Source organism: Williamsia sp. SKLECPSW1, from assembly GCF_054332755.1.
Window position 1 is genome coordinate 654,268 of the sequence record NZ_JBTGLI010000002.1, and the last position, 24,040, is coordinate 678,307.

The window sequence follows — 24,040 nt, forward strand, 5'->3', positions numbered from 1 at the left end:
CCGGTCACGCTAGCAGCGCGAACTCCACGCGGGTGTCGCCGTAGCGACGGTCGCCGTCGGTGCACAGACCTGCGGGCCATGTCGTGGCCGGCGAGCGCGCAGAGCGTTCCACGACGACGGTCGCCTCGGGCGCGAGCCATCCCCCGGCCACCAGGACCGACATGTGCCCGTCGACGACGTCGGCGGGCACGTCGTACGGCGGGTCGCAGAACACGACGTCGACGGGTACCGCGGGCGACGACCGCAGGAACGTCTCGACGCGGCGCCGGACCGCGGTCACGGAATCGGCCCCGGCACCGATGGCCGACGCGTTGGCCCGGATGACCGCCACCGCGCGTGCGTCGGCGTCGACGAGAGTCGCGTGGCGGGCGCCGCGGGACAGGGCCTCGAGACCCAACGCACCCGACCCCGCGTACAGGTCCAGGACCGTGGCCCCCTGGAGGTCACGACGGGAGTCGAGCATCGCGAAGACCGACTCGCGCACACGGTCGGTGGTGGGCCGGGTGCCGGCCGGCGGAGCGGCGATGAGCCGACCCCCCGCGACGCCCGCGATGATCCTCATGCGTCCGATTCACCCCTGTCGACGACACGTCTCCGCAGGTGGCGGACCCGCTACCGTGACGCGTCTCACAGTCACCCGATATACTGCCCCTTTACCGGCAGGACCGACGGCATCGCCCGCCGCTCGGGTGACATCTCTGTGACCCGTTGTTAACTTTACTGGTGCCATGACTACCGCACAGATGGGCGCGACACTGACCACGACACCGGAAGTCACGTTTCGCCTCCCCGACGTATCCGACGGGGTGCGGCTCTGGGAGATCGCACGCGACTCCCAGGTCCTCGACCTGAACTCCAGCTACGCATACGTGCTGTGGTGCCAGGACTACGCCCGTACCTCGGTCGTCTCCGAGGTCGACGGACGTGTGGTCGGCTTCGTCACCGGCTACGTCCGGCCTCAGGCGCCCGACACGGTCATGGTGTGGCAGGTCGCGGTCGACGCCGACCAGCGCGGCCTCGGCCTCGCCGGTCGCATGCTCAACGCTCTGATGGATCGCGTCGAAGAGGATGCGATCACCCGGATGCAGACCACGATCAGCCCGGACAACGAGGCGTCGCAGAAGCTGTTCACCTCGTTCGCCGACAAGCGTGACATGACGATCACGCGGCGCGACTACTTCGCGCCGGAGGACTTCCCGGACTCGCACGAGCCCGAAGACCTCTACACCATCGCACCGCGCGGCTGAGGACCGATCGGTGACCGCGTCCGCCGTCGTGTGCGGGCGCAGGTGGCGCCATGCGTCGATGCACGCATGCGATGCCGCGTGTCCGCGCCTTCCCGGACAGCCTGACGGGAATGTGACGTCCGCCCGATCGGTTCACCATGCCCGAGTCCCCCACCAGTGAGGAACCCCCGATGAGTTTTCCCGACGACATCTTCTCCGACCGCGAGTCGGAGGTCCGCAGCTACAGCCGCGGGTGGCCCGCCCTCTTCGACACCGCCTCGGGGTCGTGGCTGACCGACCGGGACGGCACGCGCTACCTCGACTTCTTCGCCGGCGCGGGTGCCCTCAACTACGGGCACAACCACCCTGTCCTCAAAGAGGCTCTGCTGGAGTACATCTCGCGTGACGGGATCACCCACGGCCTCGACATGATGACGGTCGCCAAGGGCGAGTTCCTGCAGAGCTTCACCGAGAAGATCCTCACGCCGCGCGGCCTGGACTACAAGGTGATGTTCCCCGGCCCGACGGGCACCAACACCGTCGAGGCGGCGCTCAAACTGGCCCGCAAGGTCACCGGGCGCGAAGCCATCATCAACTTCACCAACGCCTTCCACGGCATGACGCTCGGCGCCCTGTCCGTGACGGGCAACTCGATGAAGCGTGCCGGCGCCGGCGTGCCGCTCGTGCACACGACCCCGATGCCCTACGACGACTACTTCAGCGGTGTCGTCGAGGACTTCAGCTGGTTCGAGCGGGTCCTGTCCGACTCCGGCAGTGGTTTCAACAAGCCGGCGGCCGTGATCGTCGAGACGGTCCAGGGCGAGGGCGGCGTCAACGTCGCGCGCCCCGAGTGGCTGCGCGGACTCGCCGACCTCTGCACGCGTCACGACATGCTGCTCATCGTGGACGACGTCCAGATGGGCGTCGGCCGGACCGGTCCGTTCTTCTCGTTCGAGATGGCGGGTATCACCCCCGACATCGTGACGCTGTCCAAGTCGATCGGCGGCTACGGCCTGCCGATGGCGCTCACGCTCTTCAAGCGCGAGCACGACGTGTGGGGCCCGGCCGAGCACAACGGCACCTTCCGTGGCAACAACCCCTCGTTCGTGACCGCGAAGGCCGCCGTCGACCACTTCTGGAGCGACGACACCCTGGAGAAGGACGTCCTGCGCAAGGGCCAGAAGATCCACGACGTGTTCGCCCGCCTCTCCGACGAGCACGAGGGTGTCTCCACCCGCGGCCGCGGGATGGCGCAGGGGCTCGTCTTCGAGACCCCCGAACACGCGAGCAAGGTGTGCCAGCTCGCCTTCGATCGCCACCTGCTCGCCGAGACGTCCGGCCCGCAGGATCAGGTCGTCAAGCTGCTCCCGCCGCTCACGATGACCGACGACGAGCTCGATCAGGGTCTGACGATCCTCGCCGAGGCGACCGCGAAGGTCGTCTGACACACACCAGCTCGACCGCAGCACCCCCGTCCCCGACCGAAGGAGTACATCCGTGATCGTCCGCACCATCGACGAGATCACCGACACCGACCGCGACATCGTCGCCGAGAACGGCAACTGGCGGTCGAAGCGGATCATCCTGGGCGGTGACAAGGTCGGGTTCTCCTACCACGAGACCGTCATCAAGGCCGGGACCGAGAACGAGTTCCACTACGCCAACCACATCGAGGCGGTGTGGCTGATCTCGGGCACCGGACGGCTCCTGGACCGCGAGACCGGCGAGGAGTACCCGCTGGCCCCCGGCACGATGTACCTGCTGGACAAGCACGATCGGCACACGGTCTTCGCCGACACCGAACTGCGCATGTACTGCGTGTTCAACCCGCCGGTCGTCGGCAGCGAGACGCATGACGAGAACGGTGTCTACCCGCTGGTCACCGTCGACGACTGAGCGGATCTGCGATGAGCGCGGACACCCCGGTCGCGATCGCACCCCACGCCGACGAGCACATCGCGGCATCGGTGCGGTCGGCCGGTGGTCGTCTCGTCGATCTCGACGAGGCGCAGGTCCTCGTCTGGCTCGGCGGACACGCCGACTTCCCGACGTCCCTCCCCGACCACGTCGCGTGGGTCGCCCTCCGGCTGGCGGGGATCGAGGAGTTCATCGACGCCGGCATCATCGACGATCGCCGCACGTGGACCAACGCCTCGGGCTTCTACGCCGAGAACGTCGCCGAGCACGCCCTGACGCTTCTGCTCGCCGGGCTACGCCGTGTCCCGGACGCCGTGCGTGACGGATGGGACAAGGACCGCATCGACACCGCGGTCCGCTCGTTGCACGGCTCGACGGTGGGGCTGGTCGGCGCGGGCGGGATCGGGCGGGCGCTCATCCCCCGTCTCCGGGCCTGCGGCGCGCAGGTCGTCGCCGTCAACCACTCCGGTCGTCCCGTCGACGGCGCGGTGCGGACGCTGCCGTCCGATCGGCTCGGCGAGGTGTGGTCGCAGGTCGACCACGTCGTCGTCGCCGCGCCGTCGACAGCCGAGACGCACCATCTGATCGACGCGACGGCTCTCGCCGCACTGCCGTCGCACGCGTGGGTCGTCAACGTCGCCCGCGGCACCCTCGTCGATCAGACCGCACTCCTGGCTGCCGTCCGGTCCGGGTCGATAGCCGGCGCCGCGCTCGACGTCACCGACCCGGAGCCCCCGGCGGCCGACGATCCCGTCGTGCACGAGCCACGCGTCATCGTGACGCCGCACGTCGCCAACCCGTCGTCCGGGTTGACCAGGACGTTGGCCCCGTGGATCGCCGAGAACCTCCGGCGGTTCCGGGCGGGCGAGGACCTGCTCTCGACGGTTCGGCCCGACGCCCGGTACTGACCTCCGTCGGCACTGTCGGTGCAGGCACTGTCGGTGCAGCCACGATCAGTGCAACACCGACACGATCCGCTCCAGCGCCCGGCCGTGGGCGCAGTCCGCATGCGGGTCGGTGTGGGCGCGGTCATATGCGTCGAAATGCGAGTTCGTCGAGCACCCGGGTCGGAATCGGCCCCGGGGGTCGCGGATGACGAGCAGCGGCGGACGGACGTCGTCCGCCGACACCGGGATCGCGCGTCGTCGCCAATCCGCCTGAAGGGCCTCGTTCTCACGTGCTGCATCGCCCAGGACGGCGGGATCCACCCGCCCGACCCACCACGTCCGGTCGGTGGACCGGTACGCGGCGACGGTCGCGTACGTCGTCTTCCGCACTGCACTCTTCTCGGTGGAACTTCCCCGTCCCACCCGACAGCAGATCATCCCGGACCTCGTGCCGACGAACCCACCCCCGATCCGCTGCCGTAAATCCCCTCTTTGGACTACAGAATCCGACCGCGCCGGCGCCGGGCCGGGCGTCGGTAGCCTGGAGACCGATGCGCACACGGCTACAGGTCGCCTGGACACCGGGTGAACCGACCCGCGTCGACGACGATCTCGACGGACGGGTGGAGCAGGTGCATGCCCTCCTCGACGGCCGGTCGACCGTCGTGCTCACCGGTGCGGGCATCTCGACCGACTCCGGGATCCCGGACTACCGCAGCCCCGACGCGCCACCGCGTACACCGATGACCATCGACGCATTCCTGGCGTCGGCCGAGTTCCGTCGCCACTACTGGGCTCGCAACCATCTCGGTTGGCGGCACCTCGACGCCGCGACACCCAACGCCGGGCATCGCGCGGTGACCACCCTGCAGCGTCGCGGACTGGTCAGTGGGGTGATCACCCAGAACATCGACATGCTGCACACCAAGGCCGGGACTCGTCCGGTCCTCGAACTCCATGGGTGCTACGGACGGGTCTGTTGCCTCGACTGCGGCTGGCAGATCTCCCGACATCGTCTGGCGAGCGTCCTCGACCCGCTCAACGTCGAGTTCACGGCCCGCGTCCGCTCCCGCGGCGCTCTCGACGTCGCACCCGACGCCGACGTCGCCGTGGACGACACCCGCGACTTCCGGATGATCGACTGTCCGGAGTGCGGCGGGCCCCTCAAGCCCGCGATCGTCTACTTCGGCGAGAGCGTGCCCCGCACCGTCGTCGAGGAGGCCTACGCGATGGTCGACGCCGCCGACGCGCTGCTGGTCCTGGGATCGAGCCTCACCGTGATGTCGGGTCTGCGGTTCGTCCGCCGTGCACGCCGACGCGGGATCCCGGTCGTGATCGTGAACAGGGGCGCCACACGCGGCGACGACTGCGCGACGGTGAAGATCGACCACCGGTGCGCCGACGTCCTCGCGTCGCTGGTCCGGCGCGTCGACGGGTCAGCGAGCGGCGACGAGGTCGTCGGCATGCACCACGGCGCGTCGTAGGCCCTCCGGCAACGACGAGGTCGACCGCCCGATCATCTGGGCGACCTCCTCGGCGTCGTAGGCGGTGACGCCGCGGGCGTGCAGCGTCCCGTCGACGCCGACGATCTCCACGACGTCCCCCGCCGCGAACCCGCCGTCGGTGGCCACCACACCGGCGGGCAGGAGCGACGCACGCCGCGCGATGGCCGCGACGGCGCCGTCGTCGACGGTGAGTCGGCCCCGGGTCTCGGCGGCGTGACGCACCCAGAACCGCCGCGCCGTCATCCGTGCGGGACGCGCGGCGAACGCGGTCCCGACATCGGCGGATCCGAGTGCGGCCGCGGCCTCCTCGGCCGCGGCCAGCAGCACCGGGACGCCTGCGTCGGCGGCCAGTCGGGCGGCGGAGAGCTTCGACGCCATCCCCCCGGTCCCCAGCGCACCCCCGGATCCCGCGACCACCCCGTCGAGGTCCTCGGGTCCGGCGACCTCCGGGATCAGCGTGGCGCCGCCCTTGCGCGGGTCACCGTCGTAGAGGCCGTCGACGTCGGACAGCAACAGCAACGCCTGCGCCCCGGCGAGGTGGGCCACCAACGCGGCGAGACGGTCGTTGTCACCGAAGCGGATCTCGTCGGTGGCGACGGTGTCGTTCTCGTTCACGACGGCCACCGCGCCCAGCGCACGGAGTCGGTCGAGGGTGCGCTGCGCGTTGGCGTGGTGCGAGCGGCGGGAGATGTCGTGTGCGGTGAGCAGGACCTGACCCACGGTCCGGCCGTGTCGCGCGAAGGACGTCCCCCAGGCGTGCGCCAGCGCCAGCTGCCCGACGCTCGCCGCGGCCTGCTTCGTGGCGAGATCGGTGGGCCGGCGGCGCAGGCCGAGGGGCGCGAGCCCGGCACCGATCGCACCCGACGACACGACGATCACGTCGGTGCCGGCGGCCATCCGCGTCTCCAGAGCGTCCGCGAGGTGATCGAGACGGTCCAGGGCGAGGCCGGCGTGCAGGTCGGTCAGTGCCGACGACCCGATCTTGACGACGATGCTGCGGGCACCGGAGATCTGCTGCCGCACAGCCGAGGTCGCACCGGACGGGGACCGGCGGTCAGTCGTCTCCATCGGCGTCCCACAGGTCGTCGGGGGCGTCGTCGCTGTGGTGGCGACGTGCCTTGCGGGCGACCTTGCGGTCCGCCGCACCGATGCGATCGGTGCGGTCGAGGCGGATGTCGGTGCCGCGGCCGGTGACCGGCACGGCGTCACCGGTGGGCAGCGTCGGCTCCCAGTCGAAGGTGACGTCGCCGATCGTGACCGGGGCGCCGGGCTGGGCTCCGCGACGGACGAGTTCGTCCTCCACGCCGAGGCGGTTGAGCCTGTCGGCGAGATAGCCGACCGCTTCGTCGTTGTCGAACGCCGTCTGCTTGATCCAGCGCTCCGGGCGGGTACCGCGCACGATGAACCCGCCCGGCGTCGCCGGGTCCGCAGACACGGTGAAGCCGGACTCGTCGACGGCGACCGGCCGGATGACCGGGCGTCGCGCGACGGGCGGCGGCGACGCCTCGCGGTGGTCGGCGACCTTCTGTGCCAGCGCGAAGCGCAGTGCGTCGAGGCCGACGTGGCCGACCGCGGAGATCGCGAACACCGGCCAGCCGCGGGCCTCGAGGTCGGGGGTGACCATGTCGGCGAGCTCGGCCGCCTCGGGGACGTCGATCTTGTTGAGGATGACCACCCGGGGACGGTCGGCGAGATCCTGCAGGCCGTGGTCGGCGGACAGCGCGGGCGTGTAGGCCGCCAGCTCGGCCTCGAGCGCGTCGATGTCGGAGATCGGGTCGCGGCCGGGTTCCAGTGTGGCGCAGTCGACGACGTGCGCGAGTACCGCGCACCGCTCGAGGTGACGCAGGAAGTCGAGCCCGAGCCCACGCCCCTGGGACGCCCCGGGGATCAGGCCGGGGACGTCGGCGACGGTGAACACCCGCGCACCCGCCGTGACCACGCCGAGGTTCGGCGCCAGGGTCGTGAAGGGGTAGTCGGCGATCTTCGGCTTCGCGGCCGACAGCACCGACACCAGGGAGGACTTGCCGGCCGACGGGAAACCCACGAGTCCGACGTCGGCGACGGACTTGAGCTCCAGGACCAGCTCGCGGGTCTGCCCCTCCTCGCCGAGCAGTGCGAACCCCGGGGCCTTGCGGGCCTTCGACGCGAGCGCGGCGTTGCCGAGGCCCCCGCGTCCGCCGGACGCCGCGACGAACGTGGTCCCCTCCCCCACGAGGTCGGCCAGGATCCGGCCGTTCTCGTCGAGCACGACGGTGCCGTCCGGCACGGGCAGCACCAGGGCCTCGCCGTGTCCGCCGTCGCGGTTCGATCCCGCTCCGGGCTTGCCGTTCTGCGCGCTGGCGTGCGGACGGAAGTGGAAGTCGAGAAGGGTGTGCACCTGCGGGTCGACCTTCAGCAGGACGTCCCCGCCGTTGCCGCCGTTGCCACCGTCGGGTCCGCCGAGCGGCTTGAACTTCTCACGGTGGACCGACGAGCACCCGTGGCCGCCGTTGCCCGCCGCGGCGTGGATGGTCACGCGGTCGACGAATCGCGACATGGTCGGGGTCCTGTCCGGTGGTGGGTGGAGACGATCGGTCGGTGGTCGAGAAGACATCAGGGGCGGGCAGGGTCTCGATGACCTGCCCGCCCCTGATGGACGTGCGTCGTGCGACGCCGCGCGGTCAGACCTGCGCAGGCGCCGGGACGATGTTGACGGTCTTGCGGCCGCGCTTGGTGCCGAAGGCGACCTCGCCGGTCTCGAGCGCGAACAGGGTGTCGTCGCCGCCGCGGCCGACGTTCACGCCCGGGTGGAAGTGGGTGCCGCGCTGACGGACCAGGATCTCGCCGGCGTTGACCTGCTGGCCACCGAACCGCTTGACGCCGAGTCGTTGCGCGTTGGAATCGCGACCGTTGCGCGAGCTGGACGCGCCCTTCTTGTGTGCCATGTCGTCGGTCCTCTCGAGACGGGTTCTGCAGTGGTGAGGTGCAGGGTTACTTGATACCGGTGACCTTGAGGACCGTCAGACGCTGACGGTGACCCTGGCGCTTGTGGTAGCCGGTCTTGTTCTTGAACTTGTGGATCCGGATCTTCGGGCCCTTGACGTGCTCGACGACCTCGCCGGTCACCGACGCCTTCTCCAGCGCCGCGGCATCGGTGGTGAGCGACGCGCCGTCGACGACGAGCGCCACCGGCAGCGAGACGGTGTCGCCGACCGCACCGTCGATCTTCTCGACCTTGACGAGGTCACCCTCGGCGACCTTGTACTGCTTACCGCCGGTCTTGACGATCGCGTACGTTGCCATCGCGAAGCCACCTTCTCACTGTCGTCGTGCGCCCGCGCGGGTGCGCCGGCATCGTTCATGTCGGGGTACGTCCACGCCGGGTGTCTCGCGCTCACGCGCGACGGCCGACGTGGCCGGTGATGCCTCGATCGGCGGCGTGCCGGGGCGGCAGGGTCCGCACAGCACAGTCCGACTCGCGTCGAGGCGACCGTTCGAGGTTACGGGAGTGGCGACGACCGGGTCAAACCGCGACCACCGGCACCGATGCCCCCGCTCCTCATTCGTCGACCGGGGGCCCGGCCGGACGGCCCGCCGCACGGCGTCGGGCGGTCCGTCGCACCGCGACCACCGGCTCGACGGTCGGTTGCGCGGCAACGGTCGTCGTGGGGGCCTGTGCGACCTCCACGGCCAGCGTCTCCGCTGTGCCCGCGACGGGTTCCGTCCCGCCCACGGGCGCAGCGGCCGGACGCCGCGCGGCGCGGCGACGTCGCTTGGGCGCCTCCGCCGACGGTTCGGTCCCGTTCTCGGCGACCGGCTCGGCGACGGTGACGGAGGTCTCCGACGCCGACTCGACGGCCACAGGAGTCGAGGTGTCCCCCGCATCCTGGTCCGTCCCCGACTCGGCAGCCGGGGTGTCGGGAGCGGGCGGGGTCTGCACGACAGCCGTGGCTGCGTCGGACGAGGTCTCGTCGGTGTCCGCTGCGCGGTCGGACTCCGCGGAGCCATCGGGTGTGCCGTCGGGACCGTGGCCCGCCATGGCCTTGAACATCGGGTGCTCGGCGGGGTGGACCTTCTTGGTCTCCGCCTGGTCGCCGCCGCCCGAGGACCCGCCGTCGGACTTCTTCCGGCCGGAGCGGCGGGACCGCTTGCCGCCGGACTCCTTGCCCGAGTCGTCCGAGCCGCCGGACACCTCCACGGGGTTGGCGTGGACGACGATCCCCCGGCCGCTGCAGCAGGTGCACGTGGAGGAGAACGCCTCGAGCAGCCCGGTGCCGAGGCGCTTGCGCGTCATCTGCACCAACCCGAGCGAGGTCACCTCCGACACCTGGTGCCGCGTCCGGTCCCGGGACAGCGCCTCGGTCAGGCGCCGCAGCACCAGGTCGCGGTTGGCCTCGAGGACCATGTCGATGAAGTCGACGATGATCATCCCGCCGATGTCGCGCAGACGCATCTGCCGGACGATCTCCTCGGCGGCCTCGAGGTTGTTGCGGGTCACCGTCTCCTCGAGGTTGCCCCCGGAGCCGGTGAACTTGCCGGTGTTGACGTCGACGACGGTCATCGCCTCGGTGTGCTCGATGATGAGCGTCCCGCCCGAGGGCAGCCACACCTTGCGTTCGAGGGCCTTGGCCAGCTGTTCGTCGATGCGGTGGACGCTGAAGGCGTCGGGGGCGTCGGCGTGCGGCTTCTCGAACCGGGACAACCGGTCGACGAGGTCGGGGGCGACCGACTGGACGTAGCCGTGGACCTGGTCCCAGGCGCCGTCACCGTCGACGACGAGCGAGGAGAAGTCCTCGTTGAACAGGTCGCGCACGACCTTCACCAGCAGGTCGGGCTCGGAGTACAGCACCTTGGGGCCGGACGCCCCGGACCCCTTGCCGTTCTTGCCCGTGGCGGAGTCGGCGGCGGCCTCGATGCTCTCCCACTGCGCCTTGAGGCGGTCGATGTCGGCGGCGAGGTCCTCCTCGCTCACACCCTCGGAGGCGGTCCGGATGATCACGCCGGCGTCGGCGGGCACCACCTTCGACAGGATCTGCTTGAGTCGCTTGCGCTCGGTGTCGGGCAGTTTCCGGGAGATCCCCGTCGACGAGCCGCCGGGGACGTACACGAGGTACCGACCGGCCAGCGAGATCTGGGTCGTGAGCCGGGCGCCCTTGTGACCCACAGGGTCCTTGCTGACCTGCACGACGACGTGGTCGCCGGGTTTGAGGGCCTGCTCGATCTTGCGGCTGCCGCCGTCGAGTCCGGCGGCGTCCCAGTTGACCTCGCCGGCGTAGAGGACACCGTTGCGCCCGCGCCCGATGTCGACGAATGCGGCCTCCATGCCGGGCAGCACGTTCTGCACGCGTCCGAGGAAGATGTTGCCGACCATCGACGACGAGGTCGACGTGGTGACGAAGTGTTCGACGAGGACGCCGTCCTCGAGGACCGCGACCTGCGTGTAGTCCTCCGTGGGTGCCGACGAGTCGGCGTCGTCGGCGGTCAGCGCGGTGTTCGCGGACCGCTCCCGGACCACCATCACGCGGTCGACGGACTCCCGGCGTGCCAGGAACTCGCTCTCGGTGAGGATCGGCGGGCGGCGACGACCCGCGTCGCGACCGTCCCGGCGCCGCTGGCGCTTGGCCTCGAGCCGGGTGGACCCGGAGATGCCCTGCACCTCGTCACGGTCACGGCTGCGGGACTTGTTCCGCGGCTCACGCTCGTGGACGACGGTGTTCGGCGGGTCGTCCTCGCCGGACGCGTCGCCGTCGGCGTCACCGCCACCCTTGCGTCGGCGTCGGCGACGACGCCGGCGGGTGCCCGACGAGTTGTCGTCGTCGTCGTCATCCGACGAGTCGCCGGACGAGGAGTCGTCGGACGCGCCCTGTGAGGAGTCCGACTCGTCGTCGCCGGAGGTGTCCGCACCCTTCTTCTTCTGCGACCGGCCCGAACCGGACGTCTCGGAGTCGGTCGTACCGTCCGAACCGTCCGCCTGCGAGGAGTCGTCGGAGTCGTTCGAGGAACCGTCGCCGTCGGCCTGGTCGCCACGACCGCGGCCACGTCCCCGACGGCCGCGACGACGGCGTCGACCACCGCCGGACCCGGAGTCGTCGTCCGAGTCGTTCGAATCCGCGTCGGACTGCTTGCTGTCGCCACCCGCCGAGTCACCGGCGTCGGTGGACTTGTCGGCGTCGGTGGACTTGTGGGGGCCCGAGTACTGGTCGGTGTCGGTCGAGGCGGACCCACCCTCGCCGGCAGGTGCGGCGGCCGGGGTGCTCTCGTCGGTCGTGGACGCGACCTCGGAGCGGTCGGCGGCCGGACGACGACGACGGGTGCGGCGCACCTCGTCGGGATCCGGCGGCGGGAGGAACAGAGGCGACGTCCCGGCCTCGGTGGCCGACGTCGGGGACACCGCCTCCTCGGCCGGCGCGGCGGAGAAGAGCGTGCCGGACCCGACGGGGGCGTCGGTCTCCTCGGTGGCCGCAGCGTCTGCGGCGGGCTGCTCGCCGGCACCGTCGGCCGCATCACCCGACGACGTTGTCGTCTCGTGCGCGTCACGGACCGCGATCGCCGCACTGCGGTCGATGCTGGACTGCGGGCTGCGTGCACTGATGCCCAGCTCGGCGAGGTGCGCGAGCACCTCGCGGCTGGTCAGCCCGATCATGCGTGCGAGGGCGTGCACCCTCATCTTGTGCGGGAAATCCTGCGCCGGGGATGCGTCGTTGCGATCGTCCGGCGTGCCTGTGTCGGCCACGTGTTCTCCTCGACCCTCGGGCGCATCGGTGGACGCGGCCGCACGAGGGTTCTGCTGTGTGTCGGGGGCCGTCTGAGGCTCCCGAGTTTGTATGGTCTCGCGTCGCCGGCGACCGGTGGTTCCCGATCAGCCGTCCGACACCTGGTGGCGTCGGACCCGACCGGCGGTCCCTGGATCCGGCCGCCTGTCGCACCGACGGGTGCGAGCGGCGGGAGCCGCGGAGGCCGGAGGGATCGCGGTGAACTGGTCCGATCACCGTGACCGTCGACGGTGTGTTGTCGACGACACAGCGAGTATCCCACACGCGTCACGCAGACCCGCGCACGCCTCGCGACGAGACGGCCCGCCGGGACGGTGTCCGGGCGGGCCGTGGGAGGTCGGGGGGACGGGTCAGGTCAGGTTCGGGAACCACAGCGCGATCTCGCGCTGCGCGGACTCCGGCGAGTCCGACCCGTGGACGAGGTTGTTCTGCGTCTCCAGGGCGAGGTCGGCACGGATGCTGCCGGGGACGGCCTTCTCGACGGGATCGGTGCCGCCGGCGAGTTGCCGGAAGGCCGCGATCGCCCGAGGGCCCTCGAGGACCGCGGCGACGAGCGGTCCGGAGGTGATGAACTCCAGGAGGGACCCGAAGAAGGGCTTGTCCTCGTGCTCGGCGTAGTGGCCGCGCGCCACCTCGTCGGTCGCGGTGCGCAGGTCGAGCGCGACGATGCGCAGACCTTTGCGCTCGATACGGGCGACGATGTCGCCGATGAGTCCGCGGGCGACGCCGTCGGGCTTGATGAGAACCAGGGTGCGTTCGGTCACGGCGACACCCTAGCGTCAGTCGCAGAACTCCCCGGCGACGGGGAAGAACCCGTAGTTGAACAGGTTCCCGTCCTTCGCTCGCGGGTCGACGACGACCTGGACGCACCCGCCCGGAGAGGTCAACGCCGCGTCGACGGTGGCGTCGAACCGTGCCGCCAGGGCGAGGTTCGCGGCACGGTACTGCTCGGGCACCGGGATGTCGGCGACGAACCGTGCCAGGTCGAGGGAGTCCGCGCGGACCGTCAGGTCGTGGGTCGCGGTGTACGAGTACTCCTGCGGCGAGACGGGGACCGGCGGGCCCGGCGGGACGGTGACCACCGATTCGACCGTGGCCGCGTCCGGCGTGTCCGCACCCGCCGTCCCGACACCGAGGCCGGTGGCCAGGGTCGCGGCCACCGCGGCGGCGACTCCGGCCGTGCGGACGAGGGCGGGGGTCATACGCGCCGACTGCATGGGGTGGTGTGTCCTCTCGGTGGATCGACGACCCCACGCCGGGCATGTGCGGGGGTTGCCCGTGATGGTGTCAGGCGGACGCGACGCCGTCACCCGCACACCGTGCCCGCGCAGGTCACGAATCGGACACGTCTGCGGGCGGGCCGCCCTCGTCGAGGGGTACCTGTCCCGGGAGTCGCCCCTGGGCCATCCGGCGGGCGACGTCGCGGCGGATGTAGGCGATGTAGATCCACACCAGGCCGAACACCACGCCCACGGCACCGATGGACCAGTGGAAGACGACCCCGGCGATGAGCACGACCTGCAGGAGCAGGTCGTAGTACAGCGCCCACCGACGTCCCTGCAGTCCGGAACCGAGGATCATCGCGACCGTCACGACGACCAGGAACGTCGTCGACGCGGCCGTGAGCCCCCCGCCGACCTTCGCCACGATCGGCAGCGCCAGCAGCACCACGATCGCCTCGAGGATCAGCGTCCCGGCCATCACGCCCCGCAGGCCGCGCCACGGGTCGGTCGCCGGCGGCGAGAAGCGCGGTGCGCCCTGGTCGCTCATGCGGGCACCTTGCCGAACAGGGTGCGGGCCGCACCGGCGGTCACGACCGACCCGGTGATGACCACACCCACCCCCGACAGGCCGGCGTCGGAGTCGTCGTCGACCTCCTCCGCCGCGATGACGGCCGCCTCGACCGCGTCGGGGAGGAACTCGCGGACCTGCACCCGGTCCTCGCCGAACACCGTCGTCGCCAGGTCGCCGAGTGTGTCCGCGTCGAGCGCCCTCGGCGAACCGTTGGTGGTCACGATGATCTCGTCGAGCACGGCTTCGAGGGCGGTCAGCACCCCGAGGACGTCCTTGTCGCCCATCACCCCCACGACACCGACGAGCCGGCGGAAGTCGAACTCCTCGGTGAGCCCGCGTGCGAGCGCCGCGGCGCCGTGCGGGTTGTGGGCGGCGTCGAGGAACACCGACGGGGCACTGCGGACACGTTCGAGTCGCCCGGGGACGGTCACCGCGGCGAATCCCGCTCGCACGGCATCGATGTCGAGCCGGCGTTCTGCGCCGGCGCCGAAGAACGCCTCCACCGCCGCCAGCGCGATGACCGCGTTCGACGCCTGGTGTGCGCCGTGCAGCGGCAGGAAGATCTCGTCGTAGACGCCGCCGAGACCCTGCAGGACCACCATCTGGCCGCCGACGGCCGTCCGGCGCTCCACCACGCGGAACTCCGAGTCCTGCCGGGCGACCACGACGTCGGTCTCGGCCACCCGGGCCATCAGGACCGACGCCGCCTCCGGCTCCTGGACGGCGAGGACCGCGACCGGGTCGACGGGGACGATGTCGTCCACGGCCGGCTTGATGATCCCGGCCTTCTCCCCCGCGATGGCCGTCAGCGTGTCACCGAGGTAGTCGGCGTGGTCCATGGCGATCGGGGTGACGACGGCGACGGACGGCTCGATGACGTTGGTCGCGTCCCAGGTGCCGCCCAGTCCGGTCTCGACCACAGCGACATCGACCGGCGCCTCGGCGAACACGGCGTAGGCCATCGCGGTCAGCACCTCGAACTTGCTCATCCGCGGGCCGCCGGCGGCGACCGAGGAGTCGTCGACCATCGTCACGTAGGGCTCGAGGTCGCGGAAGGCGTCGACGTACTGCCGCGGCGTGATCGGCACCCCGTCGACGGCGATGCGTTCGGTCGCGAGCTGCAGGTGCGGGCTCGTGATGCGACCGGTCCGTCGGTGCAACGCGGTCAGCAGCGCGTCGATCATGCGGGTGACCGACGTCTTGCCGTTGGTGCCCGCGATGTGGATCGACGCATATCCCCGCTGCGGCGACCCCAGCAGGTCCATGAGCGCCGAGATGCGACTCAGCGACGGCTCGATCTTCGTCTCCGGCCACCGACCGTCGAGCTCGTTCTCGACCTCGGCGAACTCGGCGAGGTCCTCGGCGGTGGGCTCCCCCGACGGATCGCTCACGAGTCGCCCAGGTCGTCGAGGGCGCGCGTCAACCGCTCGATCTCGGCGAGTGCGATCGCGTTGCGCTCACGGATCCGCGCCACGACGTGATCGGGCGCCTTGCCGAGGAACTGCTCGTTGTCGAGCTTCCCGCGCGTCTGGTCACGCTCCTTCTCCGCGGCGGCGAGATCCTTGGCGAGACGTCGTCTCTCGGCGTCCTTGTCCACCGCGCCCGAGGTGTCGACGGCGACGCGGACGGTCCCCGCGCCGGCCCGGACCTCGACGGTGGCCGTCGCGGTGAAGTCGTCATCCGCGGGGTCGAGCCGCGCGAGGGTGTCGACATAGGGCCGCAGCGCGGCGATCCCGGCGTCGTCGAGCCCGCTGATCTGCGCGGGCACGCGCTTGCCGGGCGGGAGACCCTGGTCGCTGCGGAAGCGGCGGATCTCGGTCACCAGGTGCTGGACCGCCGAGATCCGTTCGGTGGCAGCGGAGTCCACGTCGTCGCGGACGCCGCTCGCCTCGGGCCATGCGGCGAGGGTCACCGTCTCACCGCCGGTGAGCGCGGTCCACAGCACCTCGGTGACGAACGGCATCACCGGGTGCAGCGCGCGCAGCAGCGAGTCGAGGACGTGTCCGAGCACCAGCGCCGTCGTGTCCGCCGCGGCGCCGGACACCTGCACCTTCGACAGCTCGAGGTACCAGTCGCAGAACTCGTCCCACGCGAAGTGGTAGAGCGCCTCGCATGCCCGGGAGAACTCGTAGGTCTCCAGGCCCGCGTCCGCCTCGGCGAGCACCTCGTCGAGGCGGCGCAGGATCCACCGATCGGCGTCGGTGAGGTCGGCGTCGGCCGGGATCTCGCCGACCCGAGCACCGTTCATCAGCGCGAAACGGGTCGCGTTGAACAACTTGGTGGCGAAGTTGCGACTGTCCTGGGCGTTGGTCTCCCCCACCGACAGGTCCGCGCCCGGGCGGGCACCGCGGGCGAGGGTGAAGCGCAGCGCATCCGCGCCGAAGCGGTCGACCCAGTCGAGCGGGTCGATGCCGTTGCCCTTCGACTTCGACATCTTCCGCCCGTGCTCGTCGCGGACGAGCCCGTGCAGGAACAGATGTCGGAACGGAACCGGCGCGTCGAAATCCAACGACCTGCCGACGTAGGTGCCGAACATCATCATCCGGGCCACCCAGAAGAACAGGATGTCGTATCCGGTGACCAGGACGCTGGTCGGATAGAACGTCCGCAGATCGGTGGTGTCGTCGGGCCATCCGAGCGTGGAGAACGGCCACAGGCCCGAGGAGAACCACGTGTCGAGCACATCGGGGTCCTGCTCGTACCCCGCGGGCGGCTGCTCGTCGGGTCCGACGCAGACCACGTCCCCGTCGGGGCCGTACCAGATGGGGATGCGGTGGCCCCACCACAGCTGGCGCGAGATGCACCAGTCGTGCATGTCGTCGACCCAGGCGAACCAGCGCGACTCCATCGACGACGGGTGGATCTGCGTCGACCCGTCACGGACGGCGTCCCCGGCTGCGGCGGCCAACGACTCCACCCGCACCCACCACTGCATGCTCAACCGCGGCTCGATCGGCTCGCCGCTGCGCTCGGAGTGTCCGACGCTGTGGACGTACGGGCGGATCTCCGTCACGATCCGGCCCTCCGCGGCGAGCGCCTCGCGCACCGCGACCCGCGCCTCGAACCGGTCGAGACCGTCGAAACGCGTTCCGGTGTCGGCGATCCGGCCGGTCGCGTCCATGATCGTCGGCATCGGCAGCCCGTGGCGCTGGCCGATCGCGAAGTCGTTCGGGTCGTGCGCGGGGGTGATCTTCACCGCGCCGGTGCCGAACTCCGGATCGACGTGGTCGTCGGCGACGACCGGCACGGCCCGGTCGAGGAACGGGTGCGGCAGCTCGGTGCCGACGAGGTGGCCGTAGCGCTCGTCGTCCGGGTGGACCGCGATGGCGGTGTCGCCGAGCATCGTCTCCAGACGCGTGGTCGCGACCACGATGTGCGGCTGCGCGTCGTCGGTGGAGCCGTAGCGGAAGCTGACCAGCTCGCCCTCGACGTCGCTGTAGGACACCTCGATGTCACTGATCGCGGTCTGCAGGACCGGCGACCAGTTGACCAGCCGTTCGGCCCGGTAGATGAGGCCGTCGTCGTACATCCGCTTGAACACGGTGTGCACGGCGCGCGACAGACCCTCGTCCATCGTGAAGCGTTCCCGCGACCAGTCGACACCGTCGCCGAGGCGACGCATCTGCCCGCCGATGTCGCCGCTGATCTCCTCCTTGGCCTCCCACACCCGGGCCAGGAAGCGCTCACGGCCGAGCGTGTGGCGGTCGGTGCCCTCGGCGGCCAGTCGCTTCTCGACCATCGCCTGCATCGCGATCGCGGCGTGGTCCATGCCCGGCAGCCACAGCACCTCGTAGCCCTGCATGCGGCGGCGGCGGCTCAGCGCGTCCATCAGCACGTGCTCGAACGCGTGCCCCATGTGCAGGGAGCCGTTGACGTTCGGCGGTGGGATGACGATCGAGAACGGCGGCTTGCCGCTGTCGGGGTCGGCGGTGAACGCGCCGCTGTCGACCCAGCTCTGGTAGATCCGCGCCTCATGGGCACCGGGCTCCCAGGTCGCGGGCAGAGCGGGGCCGTCGGGGGTGTTTCCAGCGGTCTCGGGGGGCGAACTCACCGTTCGAGTCTAGGGAATGGCGATCTTGTCCCTGCGCAGCCGGTGCACGTCCTCGGGTGCGTTGACGTTCGTCAGCCAGGTGGGGTCGCTGACGCTGACCCGGTGGACGACCATCTCGTCGAGCGCGGCGAGGAGACGACGCTCCCCGGCGGCCACGAGTTCGGTGAGACGCCCGGCACACGAGGACCGGTAGATCGCAGCCAACGGATGTTGCCGCTGGGCGTCCACCGCGATCACCGCGTCGTCGTCGGCACCGAGACCGGCGACGAGTTCGTCGACCAGATCCGCACGCAGCAGGGGCATGTCGGTCGCGCACACGAACGCGACCCGCACATCGTGCGCGGCGGCGTCGGTGAGTCCCGCGGCGAGCGCACCCAACGGACCGGTCCCGGGGTGCTCGTCGGTCACCCAGCGCAGCCCGCCCTCGGCGGCGAAGGCGGTGTACGCGGCCGAGTCCGCCGACGCGACGACCGTGATCGGATCATATCGTCGTCGCAGTTCCGTCACGATGCGCGTGAGCATCGGCTGTCCGCCCAGGTCGAGCGCGGCCTTGTCCTCCCCCATCCGGCGCGAGGCGCCTCCCGCGAGCACGATCCCGGCCAATGGTTGCGACATCGGTCGAGTATCGCGTGACGGGGCCTGCGCGCGGGGCCACTATGGGGAACATGACGACAACCGGTTCCCGACAGGACATCCCCGGGGACGGCACCCACACCACCACCCCACCCCGGTCGGCGTCCCCGCAGACCGATGTGCGCGAGCCAGAGACGACTGCGGTCCAGGCACCCAAGACCTACGCGGCCGGTATCCCCGCCGTGGCGGTGTCCATGCAGCGGGGGCTCACCCAGATGGGCCCGTTCCGGACGGCGAAGACGTTCCTGGAGCTCAACCAGCGTCACGGTTTCGACTGCCCGGGATGCGCCTGGCCGGAGAAGCCCGGCGGTCGCAAACCCGCCGAGTTCTGCGAGAACGGCGCCAAGGCGGTCGCCGAGGAGGCGACGAGGCGCACGGTCACCCCCGAGTTCTTCGCCGCCCACCCGGTCGAGGTGCTGCGCGAGCACAGCGAGTACTGGCTCTCGCAGCAGGGCCGCATCACCCACCCGATGATCCTGCGCCGGGATGCGACGCACTACGAGCCCATCGACTGGGACTCGGCCTACCGGGTGATCGCCGACGAACTCGCCGGACTCGACGATCCCGATCGCGCCGTGTTCTACACCTCCGGCCGCACCAGCAACGAGGCCGCGTTCGTCTACCAGCTGTTCGCGCGCTCGATGGGGACCAACAACCTGCCGGACTGTTCCAACATGTGCCACGAGTCGTCCGGCGCCGCGTTGTCGACGACGATCGGCATCGGCAAGGGGTCGGTCACGGTCCTCGACATCGAGAACGCCGACCTCATCGTCGTCGCCGGCCAGAACCCCGGGACGAACCACCCACGGATGCTGTCGATCCTCGGTGACGCCAAGCGCAACGGCGCCACCATCGTGGCGGTGAACCCGATGCCCGAGGCCGGGCTCATGCGGTTCCGCGACCCCCAGCGGGTCGGCGACATCCTCTCCGACGGCACCGACATCGCCGACGAGTTCCTCCAGGTGCGCCTCGGCGGGGACATGGCCCTGTTCCGGGGTCTCGCCGCATTGTTGCTCCGCGACGAGAAGCGCTCTCCGGGAACGGTGTTCGACCACGATTTCCTCGCCGAGCACTGTGACGGGGTCGACGACTACCTCGCCGCCGTCGCCGACACCGACCTCGACGAGGTCCTCGAGGCCACCGGTCTGACGATGGAGCAACTCGAGACCTTCGCCCGGCTGTGGGAACGGTCGGAGCGCACCATCGTCTGCTGGGCGATGGGGCTCACGCAGCACAAGCACGCGGTGGCGACCATCGAGGAGGTCTCGAACACGCTTCTGCTGCGCGGGATGATCGGCAAGCCCGGAGCCGGTGTGTGTCCGGTGCGCGGTCACTCGAACGTGCAGGGCGATCGGACGATGGGCATCTGGGAACAGATGCCGGAACCGTTCCTGTCCGCACTCGACGCCGAGATGGGCATCACCAGCCCCCGCGACCACGGCTGGGACACCGTCGACGCGATCCGGGCGATGCGGGACGGCAAGGTCGACGTCTTCATGTCGATGGGCGGCAACTTCCTCTCCGCCACACCGGACACCGAGGCCACACGGGCGGCGCTGTCGAGGTGTCGTCTCACGGTGCACGTGAGCACGAAGCTCAACGCCTCACACCTCAACGACGGGACCACCCACGTGATCCTGCCGACACTGGGTCGCACCGACCGCGACGTACGGGGCGGGAAGCGGCAACAGGTCTCGGTCGAGGACTCGATGGGATCGGTGCACCTGTCCCGCGGCTCGCTGCGGCCGTCGAGCGATCAGATGCGCAGCGAGGTGGGGATCGTGTGCGAGCTCGCCGAGGTGATGCTGGGCCGCGACCATCCCGTCGACTGGCTCGGCCTCGCCGACGACTACGACCGCATCCGCGATCACGTGTCGAGGATCGTCCCCGGTTGCGAGGACTTCAACGCCCGTGTGCGGCAACCGGACGGCTTCCTGCTCCCCCACCCTCCGCGGGACGCGCGGGAGTTCCCCACAGAATCGGGCCGCGCCCAGGTGACGACGAACGAGTTGGTGTGGCTGCCGACCCCGGACGGCCGCCTCATCGTGCAGACCCTGCGCAGCCACGACCAGTACAACACCACCATCTACGGCCACGACGACCGCTACCGCGGCATCTCGGGCAACCGACGCGTGGTGATGGTCAACCCCGACGACATCGCGCAGATGGGACTGACTGCGGGACAACGTGTATCGATCGTCTCCGAGTTCGAGACCGACACCGGGGTCGAGGAGCGTCGAGTCGACGACTTCACCGTCGTCGCGTACCCGACCCCGCCGGGCAACGCCGCGGCCTACTACCCGGAGACCAATCCCCTCGTGCCGCTCGACTTCGTGGCCGCGAAGTCGAACACCCCTGTGTCGAAGGGGATCACGATCCGGCTGGTCGCAGCCTGATGGGGCGCGTCACCGCGCGCACGCGGGTCCGTCGTATCCGGCCGACCGGTGAGGTGACCCGTGCGGACACACTCGCCGTCGAGGAGCCGCTCGAGATGCGGGTCGCCGGGACGCCGTTGACGGTGACGATGCGGACGCCGGGTTCCGACGTCGACCTCGTCCACGGATTCCTGCTCGCCGAGGGCCTGATCGACGGCGCCGACGACATCGCCTCGGTGCGCTACTGCGACGGTGTCGACGAGCAGGGGCGCAACACCTACAACGTCCTCGACATCGCCACCACCACACCGCGTCCGATGACACCGCGGTCGTTCGCGACGACATCGGCGTGCGGTGTGTGCGGGACCGGCGAGATCGACCGCATCCGTACCGCGACCCCCTGGGATCTACGGACCGACGACGTCCACGTGACCACCGACGTCCTCGCGACGCTGCCCGACTCGCTGCGGGCTGCGCAGGCGACGTTCGCCACCACCGGCGGCATCCACGGGGCGGCGCTGTTCCGCACCGACGGCACGCTCCTGGTCGCCCGCGAGGACGTCGGCCGCCACAACGCCGTCGACAAGGTCGTCGGCTGGGCCGTCCGCGAACGCATGCTCCCACTGCGTGAGACCGTGCTGATGGTGTCCAGCCGGGTGTCGTTCGAACTGGTACAGAAGGCGGCGATGGCCGGCGTCCCGATCCTCGCAGCGGTCTCCGCCCCGTCGTCGCTGGCGGTGTCGCTCGGCGAGGACCTAGGGATGACCGTGGTCGGCTTCTTGCGCGGCGAGTCGATGAACGTCTACGCCGGCGGCCACCGAGTCGTGTGATCCGGCGTCACCGGGTCGGCCGGCGCGGCGAGGAGTTCCGGCAACTCCGCCCGCGCGTCCAGGACGTGTTCGGCGAGGAACGCCAGGACGGTCTCGTTCCAGATGATCGCGTTGGTCGGCGCCAGCACCCAGTGATGCTCGTCGGGGAAGTACAGGAACCGGTGGACCGTCGTCCCGTCGGGGTGTGCGGGACATCCCGACGATCGGAGCAGGTCCGTCCACAGACGCTGGGACTCCCCCACCGGGACGCGGAAATCCCTGTCGCCGTGGGTCACCAGCATCGGCGTGACGATGTTCGCGACGTAGTGGTGCGGCGAGTTCTCCCGTGCCATCGCCGGCGTCATCTCCTGCCGCCAGAGGTACGGGGTGTCGGTGGTGGCACAGAACTGGTCGAGCGCCCACAGGCCCGCGTGGGAGACGATCGCCCGGAACCGATCGGTGTGCCCGGCCATCCAGTTCGCCATGTATCCGCCGAACGACCCACCCGACATCGCGACCCGCGTGTCGTCGACACGGTCGTCTGCGACGACGACATCGGTGATCGCCATCAGGTCGGTGAACGGTTCGACACCCCATCGTCCCCACCCGCGGTCGACGAATGCGTGCCCGTACCCGGTCGAGAGCGCCGGGTCCGGTAGCAGCACCGCGTACCCGCGAGCTGCGTACACCCAGGGGTTCCACCGCCACGACCACGCGTTCCACGACGAGACCGGGCCCCCGTGCACCCAGAGCAACAGCGGCACAGGGTGATCCGGGCCGGCATCATCGGGCAGCACGAGGGATGCGCGGATCTGCGTGCCGTCCTGGACCGTGGCCCGCACGGTCTCGACCGTGCCCGGCACACGAGGCAGCTCGACCGGGTTCGGGGGCACGACGACGTCGCCGTCACCGATCGACACGACCACCACATGCGGCGGTGCGTCGATCGCCGAGCGCAGTGCGACGATCCGCAGGCCGTCGGGATGCGCGGCGTGGTGCGAGTACGCATAGCGGTCGTCGGTGATGATCCGGACGTTCGGGAGGCTCTCGTCGTCCGGGTCGCTCACCTCCACCAGCGGCGCACGACCCTCGTCGTCGGCCACGACGATCACGCGCGCACCGTCCGGAGTCCACACCGGGGCGCCCGGGAAACGATCCCAGCCGGCCGCCCACTCGCGGACGGCACCGGAGGCGAGATCGAGGACGTGCAGCGTCACGTCGGGAGCTCGCGTACACGTCGCGGTCGACGTCCGACAGAAGGCGAGCCTGCACCCGTCGGGCGAGATCGCCGGTGCAGTCAGGTCGGCAGCGTCGTCGTCGACGATGATCTCGACCGTGCCGGTGTCGAGATCGACGCGGGCGAGCACACTCCGGAGTGCGGCCTCGGGAGTGCGCAGCGTCCACGTCGTGACCGCCGTCGTCCCGTCGGGACTCACCGAGACCCCCGCCTCGCGCAGGGCCGCACCCGGGGGGCCGTGCACGGCGCGGACATCTCCGGTCGAGACGTCGAGGAGCCACGGAGCGCCGGGGCCGAGGTCGTGGTCCCAGTGCCGCACGACCGGCGAGTCGTGGAGGATCGCGCCGACCCCGGCGTCCCGTCGCCGCGATCGGAGATCGGCGTCGGCGTCGGGATCCGGACCGAGCACGTCTGCCAAGGCGAGGACGCGTCTCGTCTCGTGGGCCTCGATCAGCCGGTGGAACCCGCCGGGGCGGGTGCAGACGCGCTCGGCGTCGCCGACTGCGGGCATCCGCCAGAGTTCGGTCGCGGCGTCCGTCCCCGGTGACGGACGCCTCGATGAACCCGACAGCCCCGACTGCAGGAACCACAGGGTGCCGTCGCGGTCGTGGACAGGGCTCGGCACCGATCGGTCGCCGGGTGTGAGTCTCGTCGCCGGGCGACGGGCCTCCGGGTCGACGTCCCAGAGGGCGACGACGTACCGCGCGCGATCGTCGTCGGGCTCGGCCACCGCGATCACGGCGCGGGAGCCGTCGGGCGCGAGGGAGAGTCCGTCGAGTCGAGGCGCGTCGACGTACGCCCTCAGATCATGGAACACGATGCCGGACCTTCCGCGACGTCGTTCTCGACGAGCA

The 24,040-nt window shown here is 70.7% G+C and carries 21 protein-coding genes; 7 read left to right on the forward strand and 14 right to left on the reverse strand.

The window, feature by feature from the left end:
• Positions 1–4: 4 nt before the first annotated feature.
• On the reverse strand, positions 5–562 hold the full coding sequence (rsmD, locus tag ACXVUM_RS18905; RefSeq protein WP_458523445.1) for a 16S rRNA (guanine(966)-N(2))-methyltransferase RsmD: 558 nt from the start codon (positions 560–562) through the stop codon (positions 5–7).
• A gap of 166 nt (positions 563–728) precedes the next feature.
• On the opposite strand from rsmD, the gene ectA reads away from it, so the two are divergent.
• The 4 genes from ectA (at position 729) to ACXVUM_RS18925 (ending at position 4,051) form a co-directional block, all read left to right on the forward strand.
• Entirely contained in the window at positions 729–1,247 is a 519-nt protein-coding gene (ectA, locus tag ACXVUM_RS18910) for a diaminobutyrate acetyltransferase (RefSeq protein ID WP_458523446.1), read from the forward strand.
• A 170-nt stretch (positions 1,248–1,417) separates the two neighbouring features.
• On the forward strand, positions 1,418–2,671 hold the full coding sequence (gene ectB, locus ACXVUM_RS18915) for a diaminobutyrate--2-oxoglutarate transaminase (protein WP_458523447.1): 1,254 nt from the start codon (positions 1,418–1,420) through the stop codon (positions 2,669–2,671).
• Between the two features lie 52 nt (positions 2,672–2,723).
• Positions 2,724–3,122 (forward strand): ectoine synthase, encoded by a 399-nt coding sequence (locus ACXVUM_RS18920; protein WP_458523448.1) that lies wholly within the window; start codon positions 2,724–2,726, stop codon positions 3,120–3,122.
• Between the two features lie 11 nt (positions 3,123–3,133).
• Complete coding sequence (locus ACXVUM_RS18925) at positions 3,134–4,051, forward strand: D-isomer specific 2-hydroxyacid dehydrogenase family protein (RefSeq protein ID WP_458523449.1); 918 nt, start codon at positions 3,134–3,136, stop codon at positions 4,049–4,051.
• Between the two features lie 45 nt (positions 4,052–4,096).
• On the opposite strand, the gene ACXVUM_RS18930 is transcribed toward ACXVUM_RS18925, so the two are convergent.
• A complete protein-coding gene (locus ACXVUM_RS18930; protein WP_458523450.1) occupies positions 4,097–4,420 on the reverse strand; it encodes a hypothetical protein in 324 nt (107 codons plus the stop codon).
• Between the two features lie 161 nt (positions 4,421–4,581).
• Between ACXVUM_RS18930 and ACXVUM_RS18935 the strand changes: the two genes are divergently transcribed.
• The gene (locus ACXVUM_RS18935; protein ID WP_458523451.1) at positions 4,582–5,514 is read left to right on the forward strand and encodes a Sir2 family NAD-dependent protein deacetylase; all 933 of its coding nucleotides are present in this window, start codon (positions 4,582–4,584) and stop codon (positions 5,512–5,514) included.
• On the opposite strand, the gene proB is transcribed toward ACXVUM_RS18935, so the two are convergent.
• The 11 genes from proB to ACXVUM_RS18990 form a co-directional block, all read right to left on the reverse strand.
• Positions 5,467–6,603, reverse strand: a complete 1,137-nt coding sequence (gene proB / locus ACXVUM_RS18940; protein WP_458523452.1) for a glutamate 5-kinase — start codon at positions 6,601–6,603, stop codon at positions 5,467–5,469. The two genes, ACXVUM_RS18935 and proB, sit on opposite strands and share 48 nt — an antisense overlap.
• Positions 6,590–8,071, reverse strand: coding sequence for a GTPase ObgE (gene obgE / locus ACXVUM_RS18945; protein ID WP_458523453.1), 1,482 nt, complete (start codon positions 8,069–8,071; stop codon positions 6,590–6,592). The genes proB and obgE overlap by 14 nt, the downstream gene beginning before the upstream one ends.
• 124 nt (positions 8,072–8,195) lie before the next feature.
• A complete protein-coding gene (gene rpmA, locus ACXVUM_RS18950; protein ID WP_299574056.1) occupies positions 8,196–8,459 on the reverse strand; it encodes a 50S ribosomal protein L27 in 264 nt (87 codons plus the stop codon).
• A 46-nt stretch (positions 8,460–8,505) separates the two neighbouring features.
• Positions 8,506–8,817, reverse strand: a complete 312-nt coding sequence (gene rplU, locus ACXVUM_RS18955; protein WP_458523454.1) for a 50S ribosomal protein L21 — start codon at positions 8,815–8,817, stop codon at positions 8,506–8,508.
• 256 nt (positions 8,818–9,073) lie between these two features.
• Positions 9,074–12,247 carry a translation initiation factor IF-2 N-terminal domain-containing protein gene (locus ACXVUM_RS18960; protein ID WP_458523455.1) on the reverse strand — a complete coding sequence of 1,058 codons (3,174 nt, stop codon included), beginning with the start codon at positions 12,245–12,247 and terminating at the stop codon, positions 9,074–9,076.
• Between the two features lie 390 nt (positions 12,248–12,637).
• The gene (ndk, locus tag ACXVUM_RS18965) at positions 12,638–13,051 is read right to left on the reverse strand and encodes a nucleoside-diphosphate kinase (RefSeq protein WP_458523456.1); all 414 of its coding nucleotides are present in this window, start codon (positions 13,049–13,051) and stop codon (positions 12,638–12,640) included.
• 15 nt (positions 13,052–13,066) lie between these two features.
• A complete protein-coding gene (locus ACXVUM_RS18970; RefSeq protein ID WP_458523457.1) occupies positions 13,067–13,489 on the reverse strand; it encodes a hypothetical protein in 423 nt (140 codons plus the stop codon).
• A 130-nt stretch (positions 13,490–13,619) separates the two neighbouring features.
• Complete coding sequence (locus tag ACXVUM_RS18975) at positions 13,620–14,057, reverse strand: DUF4233 domain-containing protein (protein ID WP_458523458.1); 438 nt, start codon at positions 14,055–14,057, stop codon at positions 13,620–13,622.
• Positions 14,054–15,472, reverse strand: a complete 1,419-nt coding sequence (gene folC / locus ACXVUM_RS18980) for a bifunctional tetrahydrofolate synthase/dihydrofolate synthase (protein WP_458523459.1) — start codon at positions 15,470–15,472, stop codon at positions 14,054–14,056. Before folC ends, ACXVUM_RS18975 begins: the two co-directional genes overlap by 4 nt.
• A complete protein-coding gene (locus ACXVUM_RS18985; RefSeq protein WP_458523460.1) occupies positions 15,469–18,132 on the reverse strand; it encodes a valine--tRNA ligase in 2,664 nt (887 codons plus the stop codon). Before ACXVUM_RS18985 ends, folC begins: the two co-directional genes overlap by 4 nt.
• Positions 18,133–18,141: 9 nt before the next feature.
• On the reverse strand, positions 18,142–18,747 hold the full coding sequence (locus ACXVUM_RS18990; protein WP_458523461.1) for a molybdenum cofactor guanylyltransferase: 606 nt from the start codon (positions 18,745–18,747) through the stop codon (positions 18,142–18,144).
• Between the two features lie 50 nt (positions 18,748–18,797).
• On the opposite strand from ACXVUM_RS18990, the gene ACXVUM_RS18995 reads away from it, so the two are divergent.
• On the forward strand, positions 18,798–21,161 hold the full coding sequence (locus ACXVUM_RS18995) for an FdhF/YdeP family oxidoreductase (RefSeq protein ID WP_458523462.1): 2,364 nt from the start codon (positions 18,798–18,800) through the stop codon (positions 21,159–21,161).
• Positions 21,161–21,970: a formate dehydrogenase accessory sulfurtransferase FdhD gene (gene fdhD, locus ACXVUM_RS19000; protein ID WP_458523463.1), complete on the forward strand. Its 810-nt coding sequence runs from the start codon at positions 21,161–21,163 to the stop codon at positions 21,968–21,970. The genes ACXVUM_RS18995 and fdhD overlap by 1 nt, the downstream gene beginning before the upstream one ends.
• Here the strand turns inward: fdhD and ACXVUM_RS19005 are convergent.
• The gene (locus ACXVUM_RS19005) at positions 21,943–24,003 is read right to left on the reverse strand and encodes a S9 family peptidase (protein WP_458523464.1); all 2,061 of its coding nucleotides are present in this window, start codon (positions 24,001–24,003) and stop codon (positions 21,943–21,945) included. The two genes, fdhD and ACXVUM_RS19005, sit on opposite strands and share 28 nt — an antisense overlap.
• Positions 24,004–24,040 lie beyond the last annotated feature (37 nt).

What these genes read in the sequence shown, in the direction of transcription:
- ACXVUM_RS18925 (WP_458523449.1), top strand. Translation starts at nt 3,134, where the DNA reads ATGAGCGCGGACACCCCGGTCGCGATCGCACCCCACGCCGACGAGCAC.
- ectB (WP_458523447.1), top strand. Translation starts at nt 1,418, where the DNA reads ATGAGTTTTCCCGACGACATCTTCTCCGACCGCGAGTCGGAGGTCCGC.
- ectA (WP_458523446.1), top strand. Translation starts at nt 729, where the DNA reads ATGACTACCGCACAGATGGGCGCGACACTGACCACGACACCGGAAGTC.
- proB (WP_458523452.1), bottom strand. Translation starts at nt 6,603, where the DNA reads ATGGAGACGACTGACCGCCGGTCCCCGTCCGGTGCGACCTCGGCTGTG.
- obgE (WP_458523453.1), bottom strand. Translation starts at nt 8,071, where the DNA reads ATGTCGCGATTCGTCGACCGCGTGACCATCCACGCCGCGGCGGGCAAC.
- fdhD (WP_458523463.1), top strand. Translation starts at nt 21,161, where the DNA reads ATGGGGCGCGTCACCGCGCGCACGCGGGTCCGTCGTATCCGGCCGACC.
- ACXVUM_RS18995 (WP_458523462.1), top strand. Translation starts at nt 18,798, where the DNA reads ATGACGACAACCGGTTCCCGACAGGACATCCCCGGGGACGGCACCCAC.
- ACXVUM_RS18990 (WP_458523461.1), bottom strand. Translation starts at nt 18,747, where the DNA reads ATGTCGCAACCATTGGCCGGGATCGTGCTCGCGGGAGGCGCCTCGCGC.
- ACXVUM_RS18975 (WP_458523458.1), bottom strand. Translation starts at nt 14,057, where the DNA reads ATGAGCGACCAGGGCGCACCGCGCTTCTCGCCGCCGGCGACCGACCCG.
- ACXVUM_RS18935 (WP_458523451.1), top strand. Translation starts at nt 4,582, where the DNA reads ATGCGCACACGGCTACAGGTCGCCTGGACACCGGGTGAACCGACCCGC.
- ACXVUM_RS18970 (WP_458523457.1), bottom strand. Translation starts at nt 13,489, where the DNA reads ATGACCCCCGCCCTCGTCCGCACGGCCGGAGTCGCCGCCGCGGTGGCC.
- rsmD (WP_458523445.1), bottom strand. Translation starts at nt 562, where the DNA reads ATGAGGATCATCGCGGGCGTCGCGGGGGGTCGGCTCATCGCCGCTCCG.
- rpmA (WP_299574056.1), bottom strand. Translation starts at nt 8,459, where the DNA reads ATGGCACACAAGAAGGGCGCGTCCAGCTCGCGCAACGGTCGCGATTCC.
- rplU (WP_458523454.1), bottom strand. Translation starts at nt 8,817, where the DNA reads ATGGCAACGTACGCGATCGTCAAGACCGGCGGTAAGCAGTACAAGGTC.